The organism is Citrobacter sp. RHBSTW-00944 (genome assembly GCF_013615435.1).
Taxonomy (GTDB): domain Bacteria; phylum Pseudomonadota; class Gammaproteobacteria; order Enterobacterales; family Enterobacteriaceae; genus Citrobacter; species Citrobacter braakii.
Genome location: NZ_CP055418.1, coordinates 4,008,992 through 4,029,731, shown reverse-complemented (window position 1 = coordinate 4,029,731; position 20,740 = coordinate 4,008,992). Strand labels below are relative to the sequence as shown.

Sequence of the window (20,740 nt, the reverse complement as noted above, 5' to 3'; positions counted from 1 at the left end):
CGAATTGCCCAATAATGCCGTGTTATCTGGAAAAACCCGCGCGTTGGTGGAAAAAATTCGTGATGTGAAGTTTCACGATAACACCAATATCGAGCTATCTAATGATGCACGTCTGCAACTCAACGTCTCCTCATTTCACCTGGAGATGATTGTCAGCAAAGATGCGTTAACTGAAGCGATTGTCGCACGCAGCAGCCTGCTTGGACCTTCCAGCGTGGAGACTCTCTCTAACGTCCTGAACTATAACTTTGGCACCTACTACAACGATTATCATAACGGCAGCAGTACCCGCAGCTATCTGACGATGGACAATACAACATCGCTGCGTGAACACCATGTCAACATTAACGGTTCGTTTTACGGCATAGGCGACAGCAACAGCACCAGTAAACTCTATCGCGCGATGTATGAGCGTGATTATGACGGATATCGACTGGCGCTCGGGATGCTCGACACCTGGAATGTCCAGTCTATTGCCAGCCTGAATGCGCTGAATGGTGGGAAAATTTACGGCGTAAGCTACGGAAACAAAGGAAGTACGGTTGTTGAGAATACCTCGCTTTCGCTCACGCCAATTACCGTATTTTTGCCAGCCGCTGGCGAGGTTCATGTATTTCGTGACGGGCGTTTGCTCAGCGTACAGAACTTTAATATGGGCAGTTATGAAATTGATACCAGTCGTTTCCCGTATGGTGTTTATGACGTCACGGTAGATATCGTGGTCAATGGCCGGACAATTAATAGTCGTATCAGTCGGGTTAATAAAATCTTTGCCCGCCAGCAGGCTGCCGGAATTGATCAGCTCTCATGGCAACTGTTTGGTGGCTCACTGGATTATGACCGTGTGAGTTATAAGCGAAACCACTATCAGGATTTAGGCAATGAGCAGACCTGGATTGCCGGCGGTGCCGCATCGGTGACGCTGGCTATATTGTCGGGGCTGGGCCTGAAATCTACGCTCTACGGTTTTGGCAACAATGCGGTTAATGAAACGGATGTCACGCTCAATGTGAATGAATACGTAAGCATTGGCAATCAGACGCTGGTAGCGAACGATTCGTCATGGCGAAACATCAGTAATATCAATCTCAATATCCCCGAGGGATATGGTTCCCTTTGGGCATCTCGTGAAGACAGTAAAATTGGCGACCGTCTGCCCATGCAGGAGCGTGACAATTATTCCATTGGTGGCACTCTTAACCTGGGGAAGTTTATTCCTCATGGCGGCTCGCTTACCGTGAGTCAGACGGAGAATCGCTACTCGGGAAATAAATACCGTAACCTGGACTACAGCACGAACCTTTATTCAGGCAAGTATGCCACGGTTGGGTTGCGCGCAGGTATTCAGCGTTATTACTACAACAACCGGAATGACGATGGGCGACAGGAACGTTATGTCAGCCTGGATTTATCGTTGCCGTTGGCGTCCTGGATGAGCATGGGCGTCTCCCGGGATCGCTATGGCAGCACTCAGGGTAATCTCAGCGCGCGCAAGCAGTATGCTGAAGGCCCCATTAAATCGGTCGGATTGTCGGCTTCGACACGCCTGAGTGGCGAGCAGTATTACGACAATAATTACTCGGTAAACGGCAATCTGAGTTATGACACGAAATATAACGCCGGCACCGTATCGGTAACGCGTTCTGCGGACAACTCCACCAATATGAACTTCTCTTCTCAAGGTTCCCTGGCGTGGGCAGGAAAAGATTTCGGTCTGAGTAAAGAGAGGCAAAGGTCAGGCATTATTGTGAAAACCGATTTGACCGGCGAAGGGAAACTGGCTGCGAAGATTAATAACCGAAATTATCTTCTCAGCGGTAAATCCAATTTCATTGCACTGCCGCCTTATGCTCAGTACAAGCTGGAGATCCTCAATGATAAAAACTCTGAAGACAGCTTTGATATTGTTTCAGGGCGCAAACAGGAACTGACGCTATATCCGGGTAACGTGGGTGTTATCAACCCTGAAGTGAAAAGTATGGTCACCGTATTCGGACGTATTCGTTATCCCGATGGGCAGTTGGCTGCAAACACCGATATTCATAATCACATCGGTAAAACGCGTACGGATGAAAAAGGGGAGTTTGCTATCGATATCGATAAGAAGTATCCAGTCATCACGTTAATTTCAGCCAATGGCAGCCTATGCGAAGCCGATCTCGATTTGGAAAAAGCACGCGGCGCAGCGTGGGTTGGTGATGTGAAATGTGCCACGCAAACCACGATGGCGCAGAGGTAATAAAATGAAAGTATTAATTAAAGTAGCTACTGTAATCTGTGCCGTGGGGAGTTTCACGCCTGCGCCTGCTTTGGCTTTAAATGCAGTATCTTCCGGCTCAGTCAGTAATAACTATTTGTTTATTGAAAATGCCATTGATAGTGAATACTTTATCACCCCCTCCGCACTCGATCCGCGTTTCAGCGGTTCAAACACATGGATAAAATACGGTACCTCTCAGGTGAGTCTCGGGTATTTAGGTTTTGTCATCTGGACTGCGCCAGGAAATTATTATCAGGACATGTGGATTGATAATTCCCCGATTAACGGGCCTTTTCGGGGGATCCGTTGTTATAGCGGCAGCCAGTGTCCATCAACTGGATTTATTGCCGGGCAAGGCACTGATAAAAACGGTTTTTATCATGCGCAGGTGGGATCTGTCGCAGGTGTTATTGGTGGCGCCTACGGATTCGCTTCCCTGACGGATACTGCCTATGAGTACTTTCGCAATGTGCCTACCGGTAGCAGCGAAACCTATGTGTTCAACCGTTGTTATACTTCCGTAGATTATGATTATTCTTCCGGGCAACGTTGCAAAGATCAATCGAAAGGATTATGGAATTACGTCAATTATACGTTAACCAAACGTGGTCATCTGTCACTGGTATCGACTAATGCATTTCAGGAACTTTGGGTTGCCAGCGACGGTACGCCGAGCATCACCAAAGACTCTGGTTATTGCGAGCTTGGCGTGGTAGGCAGAGAAGACGGCGTGATTTGCAAAATGGTAAATTATAACCTGCAACAAACCGCCAATCTGACCGCCTCTCTGACGTTTCGCGCTTATGTCGACACGGCGATGCTTGGTTTTACGCCTGGACCGGCCACCGTGAAATACTCCGGGAATGGTTCAAACTGGTATAACTATGGTACTTCAACTGCTTATTACAACGTTTTCACGACCTCTGGAGAGTACATATATATTTTTCTGTCAAAGGTATTCCTGAAAAAACTCGTCGATTCAGGAATCAGCATTACTAACACTCAACCGTTTACCTTCGGTTTTTATAATGGCTTAACACCTGAGTCAGGGCACTACCAGTTTACGCCTTCGCTACAGATCAATATTGTGCCGAAGGAGTATGGGATCAGTATCGTCTCTTCAGACAACACCGCTTCTGCGAGCGGCAGTGGCACGATTGGCGACGCCGCTCCTATAGAAATAGATTACACCGTGACAGTCTCCGGTCCTCGTCAGGCTGATAGCATTACCGCGCAAGTTATCGGAGAAAGTACGACAATAAACAGTGTGCCTTACTGTCTGTTTACCTCCCCTCAAGGCGGGCTGTCAGTCCCAATCCCCGCCTTTCTGCAGTACAACAGTCAGTCGGGGGGCGTGGTGAAGAAACGAAATAGCTGTAGTGAAGCAGCAATCAATATGAGCGATGCGCAGTGGCAACAGACGCCCTGGGACGCAAATAACAATGACGATGGAAGCTATTATACTACTGATTTGAAACTGCTTTTCCCAATGAATGATTCACGGTCGATGTTAACTGTTTCCGGAACAGATTGGGAAGGTGTTGTCAGTGCTAGTGGAGAGATAAAAGTCACGGCGAATTGGGTGGGAGTGACGCCATGAACCGCTGCCGTTTGGTGTTTAGATGGGTATTTATCTTACTTTCCGGGTTGACTATATTCTCCGCACAGGCTGTCTACCTGGAGTCGATCATTTATGAGATGCCATCGGATAAATCATTTATCAGCAAACGGATCTATAACGATAGCCAGAAACAGAATTTGTACAGTATTGGCGCAGTAAAAATTGATAAGCCCGGACCGGGAGGTGAAAACAGAAGTGCCATTGCTGAAGGCGAACTTCTGTTTACGCCGCTGAATTTTTCACTGGCTCCGCAGGCGAGTGAGTTTTTTAAGATTTTCTACCGTGGACCGCAGGATGATAAAGAACGCTATTACCGAATTCTGTTTCGTGAAATGCCGATAACGCTGTTTACCGAGCGTAATCAAGGGAAAGGAGGGCAGGCTCTCCCGGTGATCGCTATGGACACCATATTGGTTGTTCGCCCGAGAAAAATGAATCTGGCCTACACCATTGATGAGGCAAACGGAACACTGAAAAACACCGGGAATACTTTTTTTAAAATCATCGTACACCTGGGGTGCAACTCAACCGATGATGAAGCCACCATGCGTTATGTGTTGCCGGGTGAAACCTGGCGTAGTAGCGAATTGAAATCAAAAAACCGGAAATTTATCGTTGCATTGCAGAAATACATACCAGTAGGTCAGGGGTGCTTCAAACTCAATCAATAGTAAACATTAATTCTGATCCGATATGTCATGGTTAGATATCGAACCTATACTGTAACTGTCTTTATACAATGCAGTAATCAGCTCGGCACAGATGAAATTTTAGTCATTTGCACTCAACGTCACGGTAATTAAGAGTCAGGTAGTATGAACAGTATAATTAATGAACAGGTTGAGTATGATTCCACCAGAAAAAGCCTGAAACATCGCGATACGACAATAATTCTTTCGGCATCTACCGCGAGACTACTTGAGCTATTCATTGCCCATAAAAATCAACAAGTCCACCGCGAGTTTATCATTGAAGAAGTGTGGAAAAAGCATGGCATGGCCCCATCGGGTCATAGTCTTAATAAAAGCATCAGTATTTTGCGAAAAGCATTTAGTGAGCTGGGGGCGGGTAATCCCATTGAAACGCTGCCCCGGCAGGGATTTTTGTTCCATGCTTCGATCAGCGGTGAATCGTCATCTTCCTGTGAAGATGAAACTGTGCGTTCGGTAACTGAGACGGTGAACTCATCCGTAAGACCAAAACGTAAAAATATTATTCTGTTCATTTTATTATTTGCATTTCTTGGAAGCGCTATTTTTATATTTTCAGCACTTAATTCAAGCTCCAAAAATTTTATCTATATCAGGGCAATAGATGATTGTGAACTTTATACTGCCGATGACAATAATGCTGATAAAACGAAAGCATTTTTATCTTCTGATATGTGGCGAAAAGTAAATGCGGCTTGTCATGATGGCAAGAAAACAATTGTTTTTTATGATGATAATAATTTATCAGCCGGCAATGATCTTAGAGTGAATTTGCTTGGGATTTGTACGTTAGAGAAAGGAGGGGTTGTCCGTGAATGTGAAAATTTTGTTTATTAGTGGGGCAATCTTTCTTGCAGCGATAACAGCATATTTTTTATATCGCCATCAAGAACCTGAGACGCTGACCTGCTCGGCAAAAACTTACCTGCATCTGGAGGCGCAAACTCAGGGTGTAAAAATTGAAGGTGAAGTTCTGCTGGTTTTTCGTATTTCTTCTGCTACCGAAGGGCGGGTATCTCAGGTAGGAAGCCTCAATATTCAGGGTAAAAATTATGCTGTAGATCGTAATGTTATCCTGAATTTTATTGGTAAAGATCGTGATGGTTACCTGCAGACCCGTCGTGTAGCTATTGTTAAAAATAAAAATGATAATGTTCCTGATGACGTTACCGAACAACTCATGTCACGACAGGAAATTTTTTATTATAAGATCATCCATATCGCCAAAAATGTCTATGCGATCAGAGATCTGCGACGTACGTTAATGGTTTGTCGGGCAGCATAAGTAACAATAATATGTTATCCTTACGGTTTTAGTAGTTTTATATTTTGTCGTTTTTAGTGTTCGTGGTTTTTTATTTTGTCTTACAGTGAAAATGAGCAATAGGATTTGTATTGATGAAGAATTAGGATTTTTCCTTTTTCAATAATTAAAATGGCCTTAACATTTAATGGTAATATTCATATGGATAAGCGTGATTATAAATTCTGAAACTGCGTGAGATGACTTATGGATAAAGTTATTTCGCGGACTGCATTGTAATTTCTGGAGGCTAAAGGTGTTGTATATTCTCTCGTGTATAAAACGAGGGACCTGCCATGCCATAAATTTAAGTTGGTGGTAACTATGAATACGAAAAAGGTTTTTCTGCTCAGTTATGATATTTTTCTTTTCTCAGGGATAAAAGCGTGGTTGCCAAATCTGGTGTTGGTCGATGCGCGGGCATTTATTTCTGGTTCACAGTCAATTATTCCACGGTATCCATCCTGTTTACTGGTGATCGATAACCGGTTACCATTATTCCAGGTCAGGAAGTGGTTTCAGAGAAATAGCACGCAGTTTATCAATATAAACTGTATTGTTCTTCGGATGAATGAAAATCGTTCTATTAATCGGGGGTACGAGGAGTATGCATTCATTAATGGACGGGAACTATCGGATCAGCTGATTTCTCAGTTGAGAGCCAATCTAATGGCACCCAATGAGGTTGTGGAAGTCACTAAAGGTTCAGCGATATTTACTTTTCATTTGACTGAGTTTGAAGAGAAAATGCTGTATGCATCTTTCACAAAGGAAAAATTGCACGATTTTTGTCATGCTAACTCGATAACAATTAAGTCAGTGTATCGATATCGGGAACGCATTACCGCTCGTCTGGGATTTTCTCATTTTAATGAAACTATCATTTTTTTAACCAGGAATAATCTATTGCATGAAGGTTCCTCGACGAACAGTCATTCTGGTAAGAATGTAATATACGGCGAAGCATATGATGTCTCAGATTCTGGTCGACTGAGTATGGCAATAAGGAATGAAGAAATCATTCCTTATTTTCAACCCATCGTAAATATAAACGAAGATGTCTGTGGTGTTGAGGTTTTGGCTCGTTGGCCACAGGGGGATAATTATGCTATTTCTCAGCGTGAGTTTATACCGCTGGCTGAAAAATGTGGCTTAATGAATGAGTTAACGAGCTATTTAATGAACGCCGTCGCGCGTAATCTGGTCGACGGAAGCGAGGATTTCAATAAAACTTTATTCGTCTCTTTTAATGTGAGTCCATCAGGTTTAAGTAACCCCGTCTTTTATTGGGAGTGTCTTAATTTTATGGAAATAACGCAAAGGCTACCGATAAAATTGATGATTGAAATAACTGAAAACCAGACTCTCACTATTACTCCTGCAATCAAAGAACTGATACGATCGTTGCGAAACAGAGGGGTTCTGTTTGCTTTAGATGATTTTGGGACGGGATACGCTAACCTTTGTTATCTCAATGAGTTAGACCTGGATGTTATAAAAATTGATAAAACGTTTATCAAAGCGATTAAAGAAGTTGAGCAACATATCCCTATGCTCGAGTCAATCATTCACCTTTCCGAACTCCTGGGGTTACGCATGGTGGCGGAAGGCGTTGAACATGGCTATCAGCAGCAATGGTTGGGGAAAAATAATGTTGATTACCTGCAGGGTTATCAATTTTTACCGCCAGTGACGTTTGATGATTTTATGCGTTACTACAAGCAGTCTTTAGATTTTTTTGAATCAGCGTCGGATTCTACTTTCTCAACGTAAAGCCTTTCGGGAACATCAGGGGCGGATGCCTCTGATGCAGGTATTTTTGTCGAGGTGAGTACGACAACTCCCGCCTGTCTGGTGAAGGCGACAGTCTGTTGTGAGTGAGGCATCGTTTGTTTATGTATCTAATACGGGGTATTTATAGCGGTATCAGCGTTAATTAAACCGATGCCGAGGTGAGTTCCTGGTCATGCGTCATTTCCTGACAAAATTAAGAGTCTGGTTTCCGCCGCCTCTTATCTTAGTACTTTTTCTCGTTGCGGATGTGCTGACGGCGAGTCCGCGTTTCACATTCGGCGGGGTGAATATCGTGATAAGCACATTGCTGGCCGGCGTCAGTCTGTTGGTGATATTGCATACCGCGTGGCAGATGCGGATGAAACGTACGACCCTGAATCCGCTGCATGCACATAAATCGACCACGCTTGTTACCGGCGGATGTTATGCCTGGAGCCGCAACCCGATCTACCTTGGTATGAGTGGAATCCAGTTGGCCTTTGCTCTTTGCATCGGTAGCCTGACTGGAGTACTGGCTGTACCGGTGTTTATGCTGGCGGTTGCCAGATTGCATATCGACTTTGAAGAGGAACAACTGCGAAAACATTTCGGGCTGGAGTGGGAGCGCTATGAACAACACGTTCGCCGCTGGTTATAGTAATACCCGACCACGTATAAGCATGCCTGTAACGACACGATTCGTGCGTAATTGAAACCGGATGATGCAAAAATAGGCGTTTGATTCGCAAGGCCATTGACGCATCGCCCGGTTAGTTTTAACCTTCTACCCCGTGCTCACATTCGTGGACATGTCCTTTTCAGGGCCGATATAGCTCAGTTGGTAGAGCAGCGCATTCGTAATGCGAAGGTCGTAGGTTCGACTCCTATTATCGGCACCACTAACCACGCGGGTTCACGCGATATTCACCAGTTCAGCAAAAGCGCCTTGTGCCATATTTGTGCCATTCCCCGCCAGGAATGAGTCGATTTGCATGGCATGCTGCGTCAGGTGATTCGGTGCCAGATGTGCATAACGCTGCACCATCTCGATACTTTCCCACCCGCCCATTTCCTGTAGCGCACTGAGTGGCACGCCGGACTGCACAAGCCAGCTTGCCCAGGTGTGCCGCAGGTCATGGAAGCGGAAATTTTCTATTCCCGCCCGCCTTAACGCTGCGCGCCATGCCGTGTTAGCATCAGACCGCATTTTGCGCACCGCCTTTGTTCTCGTTCCATCCGGGCGAACGGATGATTCAGTGTGAACAAAGACCCACCGGTTATGTTTCCCCAGCTGCTCCCGCAGCACCTTACAGGCCGATTCGTTCAGGGCGACCCCAATCGCCCTTCCTGCTTTCGCGTCCTCGGGGTGAATCCACGCGACCTTCCTCTGCATATCAATTTGCGACCACTCCAGATCTGTGATGTTCGACCTGCGCAGCCCCGTCGCCAGTGCAAAAATAACAACTGGCTTCATATGCTCGGGAAGCTCCCGGATCAGGTTCGCCGCTTCCTCTTTGGTTAGCCAGCGAATACGCTTATTTTTCGGCACCGGGCATTTGATGTTCGGCGCTTTGGCTATCCATCGCCATTCGTTGGCCGCGCATCGTAACAGCGCCCGGATGAAAGCAAGGTGCGTCGCCTTCGTCGCCAGCGACGCTGGTTTATCCTTGAATTCAGGAACCGGCTTACCTCTTCGCAGCAGGCTGTCCCGTTTAGCCTCCCAGTTCATTCGATGTTTGCGATTAACCATCGAACTCACCGCCGACAAGATCCTGTCTTCCGTGATTGCTGACAGGTCCATTCCTTTGAAGTGCATCCTCCAGAATCCGATCCGGCTTTTGTCATCGTCCAGGCTTTTCTTGTGCTGCTTTTCGTTAAGCCAGCGAACGCACGCTTCATCAAACGTTCGCGGCTTAAACTCCCCCATCTTATCAACTCGCCATGCTTCAGCTTTCAGCTGATCATAGAGCTCCTGCGCTTGCCTTTTGTCCGTTGTCCCAAGAGACCGTCTAATTCGACTTCCACCAGGCGTAACGAAGTCGCAGTGCCACGTACCGGCACGTTGTTTGATTGACATGCTTTATCCTCCTGCACATCAACCGCATTCACGGGTTGATTGTGGATCGGGTTCTTCACTGCCGCAATACAGTCTGTTTTGCAGATCAGGTATGGGCTTTTTTTCTTATGTGGATTTTTTCGGGTAGCAGCCAGGCGACCGGACTTTATCCACTGGGCAATCGTGCCTTTATCCACTTTAAGGAAGGCGGCGGCCTCATCTCTGGTAAATACTTCTTCGTCCATCGATGTTCTCCAGTGGCCCCAGTCGGGGCCGTCATTGTTATTCAGTGTGCCTGTGCTGGCAGGTTTCGAAGTTTACGAACGCCGATCATTGCTGTGGCGACATAGCTGGTGGCCCGGTTGACGACTTCGACGGTGACCTTCATGCCATCCACCTCAACGGTGTAATTTGTCTGGTGCTTCTGCCTGCCGTAATCGCCATATTTTGCGTGGTGCGTCGCCAGCGCAACATCGCAAGCGCGGCGACCAATAGGTGATTGCTTACTGCGATTAATCAGCTTCATCATCACTGCACTCCCAAAGTGGCTACGACATCACTCGCTGTTTCGCGGGTGTTGCCTTTGCTGGATATAGCCCGGCGAGCACTGACGCGGTACAGCGTGAAGCCGTGCTGTTCGTAAAGTTCAATTACGCGCGGAGCGGTAGAATTGCTGATCACCACTTTTGCCCCCCGCTGGTGGGCTGCCACACAGCTTTCCGCAAGCTCTACCTGGCTATCCCATGAGAACCCACCAGCCGCGTAGTTAGTGAAACCAGCGGTGCCGGGCAGCGGCTCATAAGGCGGATCGCAGTAAATGACGTCACCATCACCTGCCAGCGCGAGCGTGCGCCTGAAGCCTGCATTCATGAATACGCATGAGTGAGCCTTCCGCTTAAATGCCTTGATCTCTTCTTCCGGGAAATATGGTGCTTTATATTTCCCAAAGCCGACGTTAAAAAAACCGTGCAGGTTATAACGGATCAGGCCGTTGAAGCAGTGCCGGTTGAGATAAAGGAATGCTGCTGCGCGCTCGACCGCATCCAGCCGCTGCGCGTTGAATGCTTGACGAATTTCCGTATAGTTTTCGGCATCATTCAGATGCCTGAATGCCTTCATTGCCTCATAGATCACCGAGTCGGGAACAACCGCCAGCATCTGATACAGGTTAATCAGGTCAGCGTTGACGTCAGCCAGAAGGAAGCGTTCGTGCTTGTCTGAGTTAAGGAACACCGAGCCGCCACCCACAAAAGGCTCAATAAGGCGTTTACCTGCGGGGATCAGGCGATCCAGTTCCGGCAGCAGCGAATATTTGCCGCCAGCCCATTTAAGGAACGGGCGCTGCCAGCTGCGCAGCGCCGGTTCTTCTATGGGCATCGCCGCAGCTCCACTGCAAACAGAGCCGTATCTCATGCTGCGACCTCAAAGCTCTTTGCCGTAATAGCTTGGATTAGTCTCACCGAAGCAGCTTTTTGTGAAGCAACGCTGGCAATAACCGTCGCTCTATCTTTTTCAGTGCTGGCGCAGACACCGGACCAGGATGAAATGAGGAAGAAATTCTCCAACTCACTCATAGTGGAATTATTTACTAACTCCTCAATCATCTGCACAATGATGTGTGCAGGGCGATGCCGTAGTAGTTCCTGCATTGCGTAGCCAAACGCATTGATCATCACCGCGTGGAACTGGATGTAATCCCGCTTATATTCAGCAGGCGTACAACCATGCCTAATTCCCTCGATGGCTGTTAGCTTGAGCCATGCCTCCCAAATGTCATAGATGTCACTAGTAGCAAGCTCATCCCCATTGCCAGAGAATTTTGCAGTTGCATCACTCAGGGGTTTGAAGCTAATCCAGAGATCGCTTTTCGCCGGAACCACGTTGTGTTCAAAGTCTGTTATTTCTGAGAACACGGCATGGGATGACAAAAACGAAACCATATCTTGAGCAATTTTATCCCTACCGTTATAGGCCATATTGATGGCCGCTGATGGCTTCGATACGTTGTTGTTGATGTCGGAAAAGAACTGCTGGCGCGTTTTGAGCGGCAGTTGGTGTGTCAGCATCATTGGGATGTGAATAGGCTCTCCGTAAGTGCGGCAGAACTCCGCAATGCCTGCGGCGCGATGCTGACCGTCAAACAGTTTAATCTCCGCATCCATTGGGAATCGCGCGACACCCACATTCGTATTGCCAAACTCTTCGAACTCAATGAGTGAGTCGCAGTTTCCAACCAGCGGCGGGATGATGAACGGCTCTTTTTTCTCGTAAGCTGTTCGCAGGTACTCATAAAACTTCTTCGCACGTGCTGGATTGAGTTCTCGCTGAGAACGCTCAAGCGTATTGCCGTGGTTATCTGATGCCAGAACGCGAGTTAGCGCGCGCGCTGGGACTGTCATCATCAACACAACCGTATTTCCCTGTAAACCTCTTGATGCCGGGAATTCAAAGAAATAGTCACCAATTTTGCTCATGCTTCCGTCCTCTAACATTTAATTCTTCAACATGGGATGGCGCACCGCGCCAACCCTGATTTCGTCCTGCGCGTGCGTCATAGCGCATAGATAGAGTGAGAAGGGAACGGGAGACCAATCGGCGCAAATGGGATATCGTCGTCAAAGTCGACCGGTGGCTGACCGCTGTTCTGCTGCAAGCGAGACTGTGGTGCGCCGCCAGTCTGATTTGCATAAGGGTTACCGCCATGTTGGGCATTGCGCGGGCCAGAGAACTGCGCGCCGCCGTGGATACGTTCGTCCTTATCCTTCATCGACAGTTCAAGCGCGGCGATCGCTTCTGCCGGGGCATTTTCAGCGTGCTCGGCGTAGGTTTTACGTGTCCCTGGCTGGAAAACGTGGCGCACTTCGAACTTGTAGCCGTCGCCGCCGTCGTTTTTGGTGTACAGCACCTTCTGGAGGAACAGGCCCACCTTTTTGCCAACCAGTGCCGGGCAGTGCCATTCGATGCCGTTTTGGCCCTGTACCTGCTGCGGTTGCGCCTGTTTGACCTGGGCGACCCACATCAGCGCTGATACCAGCCCCATGCCGAAAGTCTGCTGGCCGTCTTTGCCGAGGAAGTTAATGCGCAGGAAATTCGCCTTGAGCCCGTTGGAATCCAGGCTCAGTTCGAGCGCCTGGGACTGGCTGCCATCTTTCCCGAAGGTGTACACCGCAGAAACGATTTCGCCCTCGTAAGCGCCGGTTTCGCTGATCCCGCCTGTTGCGCCAGCTTTCTTCGCCATCTCAGCAGTTTCGTTGTTCCACATAAAAGTCATTGGTTGGTTCATCGTTAATTCCTCAGAGTTACAATTCGGTCATAAATTCGGTGATAGCCACGTCTACGGCGTGGAGGTCGTTGTCCATTTCCGTCTGATCAGGGAACAGGTCAGGCGGTGCTTTGGCGGTGTCGTTGTCATCGCCTTTGATGAGAAAGACGTGTTTGCCGTCCTTCTTGATGGCGCGCAGCACGATGGAGAAATAGCCCTCTGGCGTCAGCTTTTCGTTGAGCATCTTTCCGGTAGTCTTCATGCGGATCTTTCCCTCGGTCTCTTCGGTGTGAGCCAGGAAATAAACGCGGAAGTCGTCCGGCAGTTCGGTGGCCGCCATGATGATTCGCCAGATGTGATCTGCCATTTCGGTGAACTTGGCATAGCCGGTCTGGTACGCGCGGTTCATGTTTTCGTGCTGCATGACCACCTGGAAATCGTCGATGATCAGGACGCGGCGCGTTTTCGACTGCACCATGCGATAGATGGTGTCCAGCACCGTTTCCCAGTTATCCGAGCGCAGAACGTTACCGCGCTGTTTGCTTCCGTCTGGCAGCAGCTTGCCGTGAAGTTTCCAGCCCGCAGACTTGAACGGCAGCATTTTGGGGATGCACTGGAGCAGCATCACATCGTCCGGATTGAAGTTGCGCAGGCTGTAGGACTTGCCCGCGCCAGAATCACCGAGGATCAGCACTGGAGTACCCATCATTTACCCCCGCTCAGCCAGTGTTCAGCCGTAAACAGCACGTCTTCGTCGTCGCTGTTGGCAACGAGCCAGCGCAGGTAACCCGGTTCTGTTTTTGCCAGCTCTGCGAACGGGACGCCTTTATGCTTACCGAAGCGGAGCGCATGCAGCAGGGAAGGGTTATTGGAGATGGCCCGCATTTCGCCCATCGTCCATTTCGCCAGGCGGCCCATATAGAGCAACAATTCGGCGGTGACGTAGCAGTCATACAGCGCGCGGTGGGCGTAAAGCCCTTCCGGTACTTCCGGTTTCAGCCCGAGGCTGTAACGCAGGTACTGGTTACTGTGGCTCTTGTGCTCCGGCAGGAGCGAACGCGCCAGCTTGGCGGTGCAGATCCACGGCGCATCAATCTGCGGCAGCTTGGATTTGTCGAACTTCGCGTTGTGAGCGACGTAGGCATCAGCCCCCAGATAGCGGCCAATTACTTCACTGAGCAGCGGCGCGCCTTCCACCATGTCTTCGGTGATATGGTGAATAGCCATGGCCTCAAAACCGATCGCCACGCCTGGCTTAACGAGGTCGCTCATTGGGTTGCAGATCACACCATCGACAATATCGACGCTGGCGATTTCCACCACGGTTTCCGGGCCGCCTTCCAGCCCTGTCGTTTCGGTATCAATGACACGCAGCATTATTAATCCCCTGTGTTCTGTAATCACAAACTGCATCGAAGTGCGCGAGCTGGTGGGCGATGGCCTCAAGGTCAGCTGGCGATAAGTGGTACATCAGGCACAGCAGCGCGATAAGGTTCATGGCTTGCTGTTGGTTTTCGGAGCGCATCGCTTTTTCTCCTGTTCTGGAAGCCCGGCACCGTGGAGGCTGCCGGAATCAATTCAGTCTTTCGGATTGAGCTTTTCTGTCAGTTCTGCCACACAATCACGCCCGGCCTTTTTGTATGCTTCGGCTGCATTGCCGTCATACTTGTCGTCTACTGCCTGTTCGAACTGCTCGATGGAACCGAAGAAGCAACCAGCGGCGATCCGAAACTCTTTGCCGGTCCACATAGCGAAGATGGTACGGCTGGAGTAACCGCAGTTTTCACGGTAAGAAACGTTCGTGATCTTCTCCGGGCGCAGGTAGAGCGAGCCGCCCACGGTCAGATTGTCCGGCAGCGCGGTGATGCTGGTGCCTTCCAGGTCGAGCGAGCCGCCCACGGTCAGATTGTCCGGCAGCGCGGTGATGCTGGTGCCGCGCAGGTAGAGCGAGCCGCCCACGGTCAGATTGTCCGGCAGCGCGGTGATGCTGGTGCCGCGCAGGTAGAGCGAGCCGCCCACGGTCAGATTGTCCGGCAGCGCGGTGATGCTGGTGCCTTCCAGGTCGAGCCAGCCGCCCACGGTCAGATTGTCCGGCAGCGCGGTGATGCTGGTGCCTTCCAGGTCGAGCCAGCCGCCCACGGTCAGATTGTCCGGCAAGGCGTCGACGCCGCTAACATCTTCCAGATCTAGATTGTGGGTGACGGTAATATTCCCGTTATCGGAAACAGTGTGCTGAATATCGTTTTTAACGAGGTACTTAATTAAGTCGAACATTGCTGATCCTTAAATTTTGGGTGTAACAATCCTGTCGCTTTAATAGCCGACCATTCGGTTAAATTCGGTTATGCTGGTGGTGTCAGCCCTGCGATTCGCCGCAGAACGGGCAGAAACTCATTTTTACGTTGGTTTCCAGGCGGTTCAGGTTTTTAGCCATTTCGCCGTTTTTCTTTTTGGCCCGGTACGCCAGTTTGTATTTCAGCATCACAAACAGTTTGCCTTCGGAAAGAGAAAGAACCTGATTATCCCAACCGGTATCAAAAGTGCTTTCGCTTACTTCAGCACCTTCCGGAACCTTCTCTTTCAGTCGCGCTTCGATCTGAGCACCGACCTCATTAATGCAGTTGCACATCCCTTATCCCTCAAAATTTCGCGTCATAACCCGCTGGCGTTTCGTCAGCGTGAATGATGCCTTCGACTGGATAGCAGTTAGTGACGCCCATTTGCTCACTCGCTGCCGCTTCACATTGCTGCTGATTGTCGAAAATACCGACAACAGCGTCCTGGTAATCACCGTTCGTCATGGTGATGGTCAGCACTAATGCGTACAGGGCTCCCATCAGTGAGTCCCCGCAGGTACAAGATTTGGTTCGATGGTGCATGAGGCATAAGGGCGGCGAATGTTGCGCAGATTGCCCTGCGGTTCGTGCCAGTAGGTGCCGTCGCGGTAGTCGTAGGAAACCCGCCATGCTGCGCCGGTGCGACTGTTGCGCATGACGACTGCACGACCGTTGTTTGGTACTGCGTGGTTAGTTTTCATCTCATCCCCTTGCCGTCTTCCCGGCTGCCAGAACTTTTACCCGGGCATTCGCGTTTGAATGCGTTGTTTGGATGAGATGAATTTAGCGCAATGCTAAATTATCAGCAATAGCTAAATGCTAAATTATTTTTTAATGTAATTTAGCATATTGTTTTAAAAGGAATTATATTTTGCAGGTTGCTATGATTTGGACATAAAAAAACCCGCTCAAAGGCGGGTTTGTTGAATCTTATGATTTACGGTATGTTCAATATTTTTGCATCGACAACAACACCAATAATCTTACAGTTGCCATTAATCTCGATCATTGGGTACTGAGGATTGAGGGGCTTAAGGAAGCGCCTACCGGCATCGATGACTAGCTTTTTAAAGGTGACTTCATTGTCACCTTCCAGTTTAGCAACAACCAACTTTCCATTGATTGGCTCGACTTCTGGGTCGATAAGAATTGCAGCCCCTTCCGGAAGGCTTAATCCAACTGGAGCTGTCATGGAGTCACCGCGAACATCAAGCCAGAAGGAATCTTCAGAACATTCAACCGTTGTATCATACCAGCGATCTATAGCCCTTCTATGATACGGTTCTACCGCCTCCATCCACTGACCTGCGCTCACCCAACTGATCACAGGGAAACTCCCTCGAACATCATTCACGCCTCGGTAAGTTACGTTAGATTCATTAACTTGATTGTGCAGGACATCCATCCAGCCAAACGGCAGATTTAAGGCGCTTTCAATTTTTCTCGCCATCTTGTCGCCAATATTTCTATTTGGATTGTCACCCATTAGCTGGCTAAGAGTGGCCGGACTGGTATCTATAGACTCAGCAAACTGGGCCTTTGACATACCGGAATCCCGCTGTCTCTCTTCAAGAAGCGCTTCTAAATTGGCTTTTCTGATCTCTTTATTTTCCATCCCACCATGATCGGTCATTTTAGCAGAATGATAAATATGCAAATTGCTAAATACATCTTGCGCAAGATTTAGCATAACGCTAAACTCCTTTTTGTTAACTGATCTTGGAGAAACACATGTCAAACGAACTTCTTCGCTGGCGTAAAGGCGCTACTGGTGCTGAATGGTCTGCTCTGGCTGCACTTGCGAAAACCACTACTGGTTATCTTGATCAGATTGCCTATGGAAACCGAAGAGCATCACCAGAGAAAGCGAAGGCTATCGAAGACGCCACTCAGAATTTCCACAGCCAGCCTCCTGTATCAAAGGAGAGTCTGGTATTCGTCGAAACAAGAAATTTGGCGAACTAAACACGTACAGGAGTATCACCAATGGAGAACGCAATCGCACGAAAGTTAGACCCGCCAGTTATCAATCAGGTTGAGATCGAAAGCGTCCTGCTCAACCGGCTTGCATCAGTGGGTCAGAAGTCTTACGCCGAGCATATGGGCATCAGCGAGTCGACGGCCAGCAGGCGTAAAGCCGAAGGGCATTTCAGCACCATGGCGAAAGAGCTGGCCTTCCTGGGTATTCAGGCCGCGCCACCGGAAGCGGTGCTGGTTTCGCGTGAATACCTGGCCTCAGTCGAAACGCTCGCTGATATCGGGCTGAAAGCCGAACGGGCAAGGCCGGGTCCGCTGGGGTGGGATTAAGCCATGAACCATATCGAATTCATCGAAAAGCATGTGCGTGAAGAACTGCTGAAGCTCGGTTTCTCTCTGGCGGTGGCTCAGGGGGGGGCGTTCCAGGCTGTTGACATGTACAAGCGCATGAGTCAGGCAAGCAGGAAAGGGAAGATTTTTGATGATGTTTTACGGCACGCAAAGCTGTGGGCGGAGAAGCAGCAGTTACCCGCTGACCGCTTTGAGAAGCGAAAAGTTAAACGGAACGCCCAGCCGTGCCTGTTCTGAAAAGGCGAAAGCCGCTGTGCGTCAACACAAGCGGCTCTCAGGTGCAACAAACGTGAGTAAATTGCGAGGTCAATTCTAATGCCAAAGCGCAAAAAGTACCAGGAAAATGAGGAACGACGCCTTCAGGATTCCCCTGATGGGCTGGTGGTCGCCGCGTCAAAAAACAGGGCGTTCGCTGAACGTCTGGTTGGCGTGATCCGTCTGGCTCTGGCTACATCAGGAGTGAAAAATGGGCGTCGTTAAGTTAGCAGACTACCAGCCTCAGCGTGAGGTATTGGAGAGTAAAGTGGCGAGTCTTGATGACGGGTACATGCGTATTGCTACCAGCATCGGAAAGCTTAAGCCAAAACTGAAACTTGCAGGCCGTGAACATCAGGTTCTGGATGCCGTTATCTACTGCACCTTTGGCTGGAATAAGTCAGAGGACAAGGTAACAAATACATATCTGGCTGATGTGACCGGCCTGGATGATTCGGATGTAGCGGCTGCCCTGAATGTTCTAGCAGAACGCAGGATTATTAATCTGCGTAAAGTGGGTGGGTTCAAGCTGGTAAGCGTTAACGTAAGCATTGATAAATGGGTTCTCAATAAGACACCAAAAAAATCACCCAAAAGGTTGGGCGGAACTACCCAAAACGTTGGGCGAAAAGAGGTTTTGAATTGGGCGAAATCACCCGACACCCTAAACAGTCTTACCAAAGACAATATAAATACCCCCCAACCCCCAGAGGGGGAGTGTGTCGGGCAGGAAGAAAAACCTGTCACAAAGAAAACTCAGATCGACTACCAGGCGGTGCTGTCTGCATACAACACCACCCTGGGAGACCGCCTTCCCCAGGCAGAGGCACTAAACGACAAACGTCGCCGTGCTATCAAACGCCTGCTGACCGAACTGAAAGAGCCAACCGTCGAGGCGGTGGAGAATTACTTCGCCGCTTTCGCTGAGCGAGCACCAAAGTTTTACTTCGGTGAGAACGACAGAGGCTGGCGCGCCAGTTTCGATTATCTGTTGCGCTCTGACACCCTGCTGAAAACCAGGGAGAAAGCGCTATGACCGACATGAACATGATCCCGCAGAACATCGAAGCCGAACAAAGTGTGCTGGGCGGCATGATGCTGGATAGCGGTAGCGATCGCTGCCAGACCGCCATGTCGATGCTCAAACCAGAATCGTTCTACATCCGCCCCCACCAGGTGATTTTCGCCGAGATGCGGGAGCTGGCAGCCAACCAGAAGCCTATCGACCTGATCACCCTGATTGAGTCGCTGGAATCTAAAGGGCTTGGCGAGCAGGCTGGTGGCTTCGCTTACATGGCCGAGATATCCAAAAACACTCCCAGCGCGGCGAACATCGTTCACTACGCCATGCTGGTGCGCGAGAAAGCCATGGAGCGTTACGGCATTGACAAGCTGAACAGCGCCACCGAGCTGCTGTATTCCCGCAACGGGATGACCACCAGCCAGAAGTTTGACGCTATTCAGACCCTGTTCACTGATATCGCTGACTACGCGAAAACCGGTAACCGCCGGGGGCTCCGCGAGTTTTCGGAAGTGATGGGCGACTGGGTGGACGAGGTGGAAGCGCGCTGGAGCGACTCAGACGCAACGCGTGGACTGTCGACGGGGATTGGCTCGCTGGATGACCTGCTGCAACCGAAAGGACTGGTTAAAGGCGCTCTGATGGTGATCGGCGCACGTCCGAAGATGGGTAAAACCACGCTGTATAGCCAGCTGGCCGTCAACTGTGCCGAAGTTGAGCAGCTCCCCGCGCTGATGTTTAGCCTCGAAATGCCGGATAAGCAGATTGTGGAGCGCATGATCGGGCAGGTCAGTCGCGTGAATACCGACGTGTTTTATGGCGATCGGTACGACGACGCGCAGGTGGCAATGGCTTTTGCCGCTGGTGGACGTCTGGCCCAGACCGGAAACCTTTACGTCGACGACACGCCCGGGATCACGCTGGCGCACATCGTCGCAGAGTCACGCCGCATTAAACGCGAACGCGGCGCTGTCGGCATGGTGCTGGTGGACTACCTGACCCTGATGACCGCAGACAAGGCTGACCGTAACGATCTGGCCTACGGGATTATCACGAAGGGGCTGAAGAACCTGGCGAAGGAACTGAACTGCATCGTGGTGCTGCTTACCCAGCTGAACCGCGATCTGGAGAAGCGTACCAACAAACGTCCTATGCCGAGTGACTCCCGCGATACCGGGCAGATTGAGCAGGATTGCGATTACTGGATCGGCATTTACCGCGAAGGCGCATACGACGAAAACGCAGATCAGGCGGCTACCGAATTGCTGTTGCGCCTGAACCGCCACGGCCCGACTGGCGTTGTTTATTGTGACCAGCGTAACGGTGCGATCTACGACTGTGACCAGGCTGCTGCTGAGCAGAAACGCCGCGCGAATGATGCCAGGCCCAACAAAAAGAGGGAATTTTGATGAAAATTTACATTGCTGGGCCAATGACCGGCATCCCGAAATATAACCGCCCTGCGTTCCATTTTGAGGCTATGCGCCTGGCTTCGGAAGGCCATGTGGTGTTAAACCCCGCGACGCTTCCCGATGGCCTGAGCCAGCCAGAGTACATGGATATTTGTCTCGCAATGCTCCGCTGCGCTGACGGTATTTTCCTGCTGTCCGGCTGGCAGAACTCCGCAGGCGCAAAAGCGGAACACGCTCTGGCTCAAAAGCTGGATCTGGAAATCATTCATCAGGAGAACGCGGCATGACCAACAAAACCAAAGAACTCGTAGCTGCCGGGCATGCGCTGGCGAAAGATCTGCATTGCGCTGAGTCTGCCGCGCTGGTGCGCGAACTGGCGACGCAGCTGGATGTGCAGCGTGCT

General features: G+C 49.8%; 26 protein-coding genes, 1 tRNA gene and 2 pseudogenes. 15 read left to right on the top strand and 14 right to left on the bottom strand.

Features of this window, described 5'->3' with window-relative positions:
* Position 1 precedes the first annotated feature (1 nt).
* From HV334_RS19520 to HV334_RS19485, 8 genes and pseudogenes are all read left to right on the top strand, one after another.
* Positions 2-2,239, top strand: a pseudogene (locus HV334_RS19520) (CS1-pili formation C-terminal domain-containing protein); the annotation flags it as partial.
* 4 nt (positions 2,240-2,243) lie between these two features.
* Complete coding sequence (locus HV334_RS19515) at positions 2,244-3,860, top strand: fimbrial protein (protein WP_181220806.1); 1,617 nt, start codon at positions 2,244-2,246, stop codon at positions 3,858-3,860.
* Positions 3,857-4,552: a fimbria/pilus periplasmic chaperone gene (locus HV334_RS19510; RefSeq protein WP_181220805.1), complete on the top strand. Its 696-nt coding sequence runs from the start codon at positions 3,857-3,859 to the stop codon at positions 4,550-4,552. The genes HV334_RS19515 and HV334_RS19510 overlap by 4 nt, the downstream gene beginning before the upstream one ends.
* Before the next feature lie 144 nt (positions 4,553-4,696).
* Positions 4,697-5,428, top strand: coding sequence for a winged helix-turn-helix domain-containing protein (locus HV334_RS19505; protein ID WP_141874846.1), 732 nt, complete (start codon positions 4,697-4,699; stop codon positions 5,426-5,428).
* The gene (locus HV334_RS19500; protein WP_047498186.1) at positions 5,403-5,876 is read left to right on the top strand and encodes a hypothetical protein; all 474 of its coding nucleotides are present in this window, start codon (positions 5,403-5,405) and stop codon (positions 5,874-5,876) included. The genes HV334_RS19505 and HV334_RS19500 overlap by 26 nt, the downstream gene beginning before the upstream one ends.
* A gap of 342 nt (positions 5,877-6,218) precedes the next feature.
* Positions 6,219-7,667 carry an EAL domain-containing protein gene (locus HV334_RS19495; RefSeq protein ID WP_049281691.1) on the top strand — a complete coding sequence of 483 codons (1,449 nt, stop codon included), beginning with the start codon at positions 6,219-6,221 and terminating at the stop codon, positions 7,665-7,667.
* A 313-nt stretch (positions 7,668-7,980) separates the two neighbouring features.
* Entirely contained in the window at positions 7,981-8,325 is a 345-nt protein-coding gene (locus HV334_RS19490) for an isoprenylcysteine carboxylmethyltransferase family protein (RefSeq protein ID WP_249415033.1), read from the top strand.
* 165 nt (positions 8,326-8,490) lie between these two features.
* Positions 8,491-8,566, top strand: a tRNA-Thr gene (locus tag HV334_RS19485).
* An 80-nt stretch (positions 8,567-8,646) separates the two neighbouring features.
* Here the strand turns inward: HV334_RS19485 and HV334_RS19480 are convergent.
* From HV334_RS19480 to HV334_RS19415, 14 genes and pseudogenes are all read right to left on the bottom strand, one after another.
* Positions 8,647-9,738 (bottom strand): annotated as a pseudogene (locus HV334_RS19480) (site-specific integrase); the annotation flags it as partial.
* Positions 9,621-9,968, bottom strand: a complete 348-nt coding sequence (locus HV334_RS19475) for a helix-turn-helix domain-containing protein (RefSeq protein WP_072011928.1) — start codon at positions 9,966-9,968, stop codon at positions 9,621-9,623. The gene HV334_RS19475 and the pseudogene HV334_RS19480, both read right to left, overlap by 118 nt.
* A 41-nt stretch (positions 9,969-10,009) precedes the next feature.
* A complete protein-coding gene (locus HV334_RS19470; protein ID WP_181221923.1) occupies positions 10,010-10,249 on the bottom strand; it encodes a DUF4060 family protein in 240 nt (79 codons plus the stop codon).
* 2 nt (positions 10,250-10,251) lie between these two features.
* Positions 10,252-11,136: a Dam family site-specific DNA-(adenine-N6)-methyltransferase gene (locus tag HV334_RS19465; protein ID WP_181220804.1), complete on the bottom strand. Its 885-nt coding sequence runs from the start codon at positions 11,134-11,136 to the stop codon at positions 10,252-10,254.
* Entirely contained in the window at positions 11,133-12,197 is a 1,065-nt protein-coding gene (locus HV334_RS19460; RefSeq protein ID WP_181220803.1) for a DGQHR domain-containing protein, read from the bottom strand. The genes HV334_RS19465 and HV334_RS19460 overlap by 4 nt, the downstream gene beginning before the upstream one ends.
* Positions 12,198-12,274: 77 nt before the next feature.
* A complete protein-coding gene (locus HV334_RS19455; RefSeq protein WP_127663788.1) occupies positions 12,275-13,006 on the bottom strand; it encodes a hypothetical protein in 732 nt (243 codons plus the stop codon).
* Between the two features lie 16 nt (positions 13,007-13,022).
* Positions 13,023-13,691 carry an AAA family ATPase gene (locus HV334_RS19450; protein ID WP_000537165.1) on the bottom strand — a complete coding sequence of 223 codons (669 nt, stop codon included), beginning with the start codon at positions 13,689-13,691 and terminating at the stop codon, positions 13,023-13,025.
* Positions 13,691-14,362, bottom strand: a complete 672-nt coding sequence (gene exoX, locus HV334_RS19445; protein WP_021242891.1) for an exodeoxyribonuclease X — start codon at positions 14,360-14,362, stop codon at positions 13,691-13,693. The genes HV334_RS19450 and exoX overlap by 1 nt, the downstream gene beginning before the upstream one ends.
* A complete protein-coding gene (locus tag HV334_RS19440) occupies positions 14,346-14,510 on the bottom strand; it encodes a hypothetical protein (RefSeq protein ID WP_021242892.1) in 165 nt (54 codons plus the stop codon). The genes exoX and HV334_RS19440 overlap by 17 nt, the downstream gene beginning before the upstream one ends.
* A gap of 53 nt (positions 14,511-14,563) precedes the next feature.
* A complete protein-coding gene (locus tag HV334_RS19435; RefSeq protein ID WP_181220802.1) occupies positions 14,564-15,259 on the bottom strand; it encodes a hypothetical protein in 696 nt (231 codons plus the stop codon).
* 82 nt (positions 15,260-15,341) lie between these two features.
* Positions 15,342-15,614, bottom strand: a complete 273-nt coding sequence (locus HV334_RS19430; protein ID WP_021241758.1) for a hypothetical protein — start codon at positions 15,612-15,614, stop codon at positions 15,342-15,344.
* A gap of 10 nt (positions 15,615-15,624) precedes the next feature.
* Entirely contained in the window at positions 15,625-15,822 is a 198-nt protein-coding gene (locus tag HV334_RS19425) for a DUF1482 family protein (protein ID WP_000501155.1), read from the bottom strand.
* Positions 15,822-16,022, bottom strand: coding sequence for a hypothetical protein (locus tag HV334_RS19420; protein WP_181221946.1), 201 nt, complete (start codon positions 16,020-16,022; stop codon positions 15,822-15,824). Before HV334_RS19420 ends, HV334_RS19425 begins: the two co-directional genes overlap by 1 nt.
* Before the next feature lie 236 nt (positions 16,023-16,258).
* The gene (locus HV334_RS19415) at positions 16,259-17,011 is read right to left on the bottom strand and encodes a LexA family transcriptional regulator (RefSeq protein ID WP_181220801.1); all 753 of its coding nucleotides are present in this window, start codon (positions 17,009-17,011) and stop codon (positions 16,259-16,261) included.
* Between the two features lie 41 nt (positions 17,012-17,052).
* Between HV334_RS19415 and HV334_RS19410 the strand changes: the two genes are divergently transcribed.
* From HV334_RS19410 to HV334_RS19380, 7 genes are all read left to right on the top strand, one after another.
* On the top strand, positions 17,053-17,286 hold the full coding sequence (locus HV334_RS19410; RefSeq protein ID WP_171845758.1) for a transcriptional regulator: 234 nt from the start codon (positions 17,053-17,055) through the stop codon (positions 17,284-17,286).
* A gap of 21 nt (positions 17,287-17,307) precedes the next feature.
* Positions 17,308-17,628, top strand: coding sequence for a CII family transcriptional regulator (locus tag HV334_RS19405; RefSeq protein WP_171845757.1), 321 nt, complete (start codon positions 17,308-17,310; stop codon positions 17,626-17,628).
* Positions 17,629-17,631: 3 nt separating this feature from the next.
* Positions 17,632-17,886 carry a hypothetical protein gene (locus HV334_RS19400; protein ID WP_181221944.1) on the top strand — a complete coding sequence of 85 codons (255 nt, stop codon included), beginning with the start codon at positions 17,632-17,634 and terminating at the stop codon, positions 17,884-17,886.
* Positions 17,887-17,964: 78 nt separating this feature from the next.
* Positions 17,965-18,129, top strand: coding sequence for a hypothetical protein (locus tag HV334_RS19395; protein ID WP_021241755.1), 165 nt, complete (start codon positions 17,965-17,967; stop codon positions 18,127-18,129).
* A complete protein-coding gene (locus HV334_RS19390) occupies positions 18,116-18,940 on the top strand; it encodes a replication protein (RefSeq protein WP_181220800.1) in 825 nt (274 codons plus the stop codon). The genes HV334_RS19395 and HV334_RS19390 overlap by 14 nt, the downstream gene beginning before the upstream one ends.
* Positions 18,937-20,334 carry a DnaB-like helicase C-terminal domain-containing protein gene (locus HV334_RS19385; protein ID WP_047063806.1) on the top strand — a complete coding sequence of 466 codons (1,398 nt, stop codon included), beginning with the start codon at positions 18,937-18,939 and terminating at the stop codon, positions 20,332-20,334. The genes HV334_RS19390 and HV334_RS19385 overlap by 4 nt, the downstream gene beginning before the upstream one ends.
* Complete coding sequence (locus tag HV334_RS19380; RefSeq protein WP_047063808.1) at positions 20,334-20,624, top strand: DUF4406 domain-containing protein; 291 nt, start codon at positions 20,334-20,336, stop codon at positions 20,622-20,624. Before HV334_RS19385 ends, HV334_RS19380 begins: the two co-directional genes overlap by 1 nt.
* Positions 20,625-20,740 lie beyond the last annotated feature (116 nt).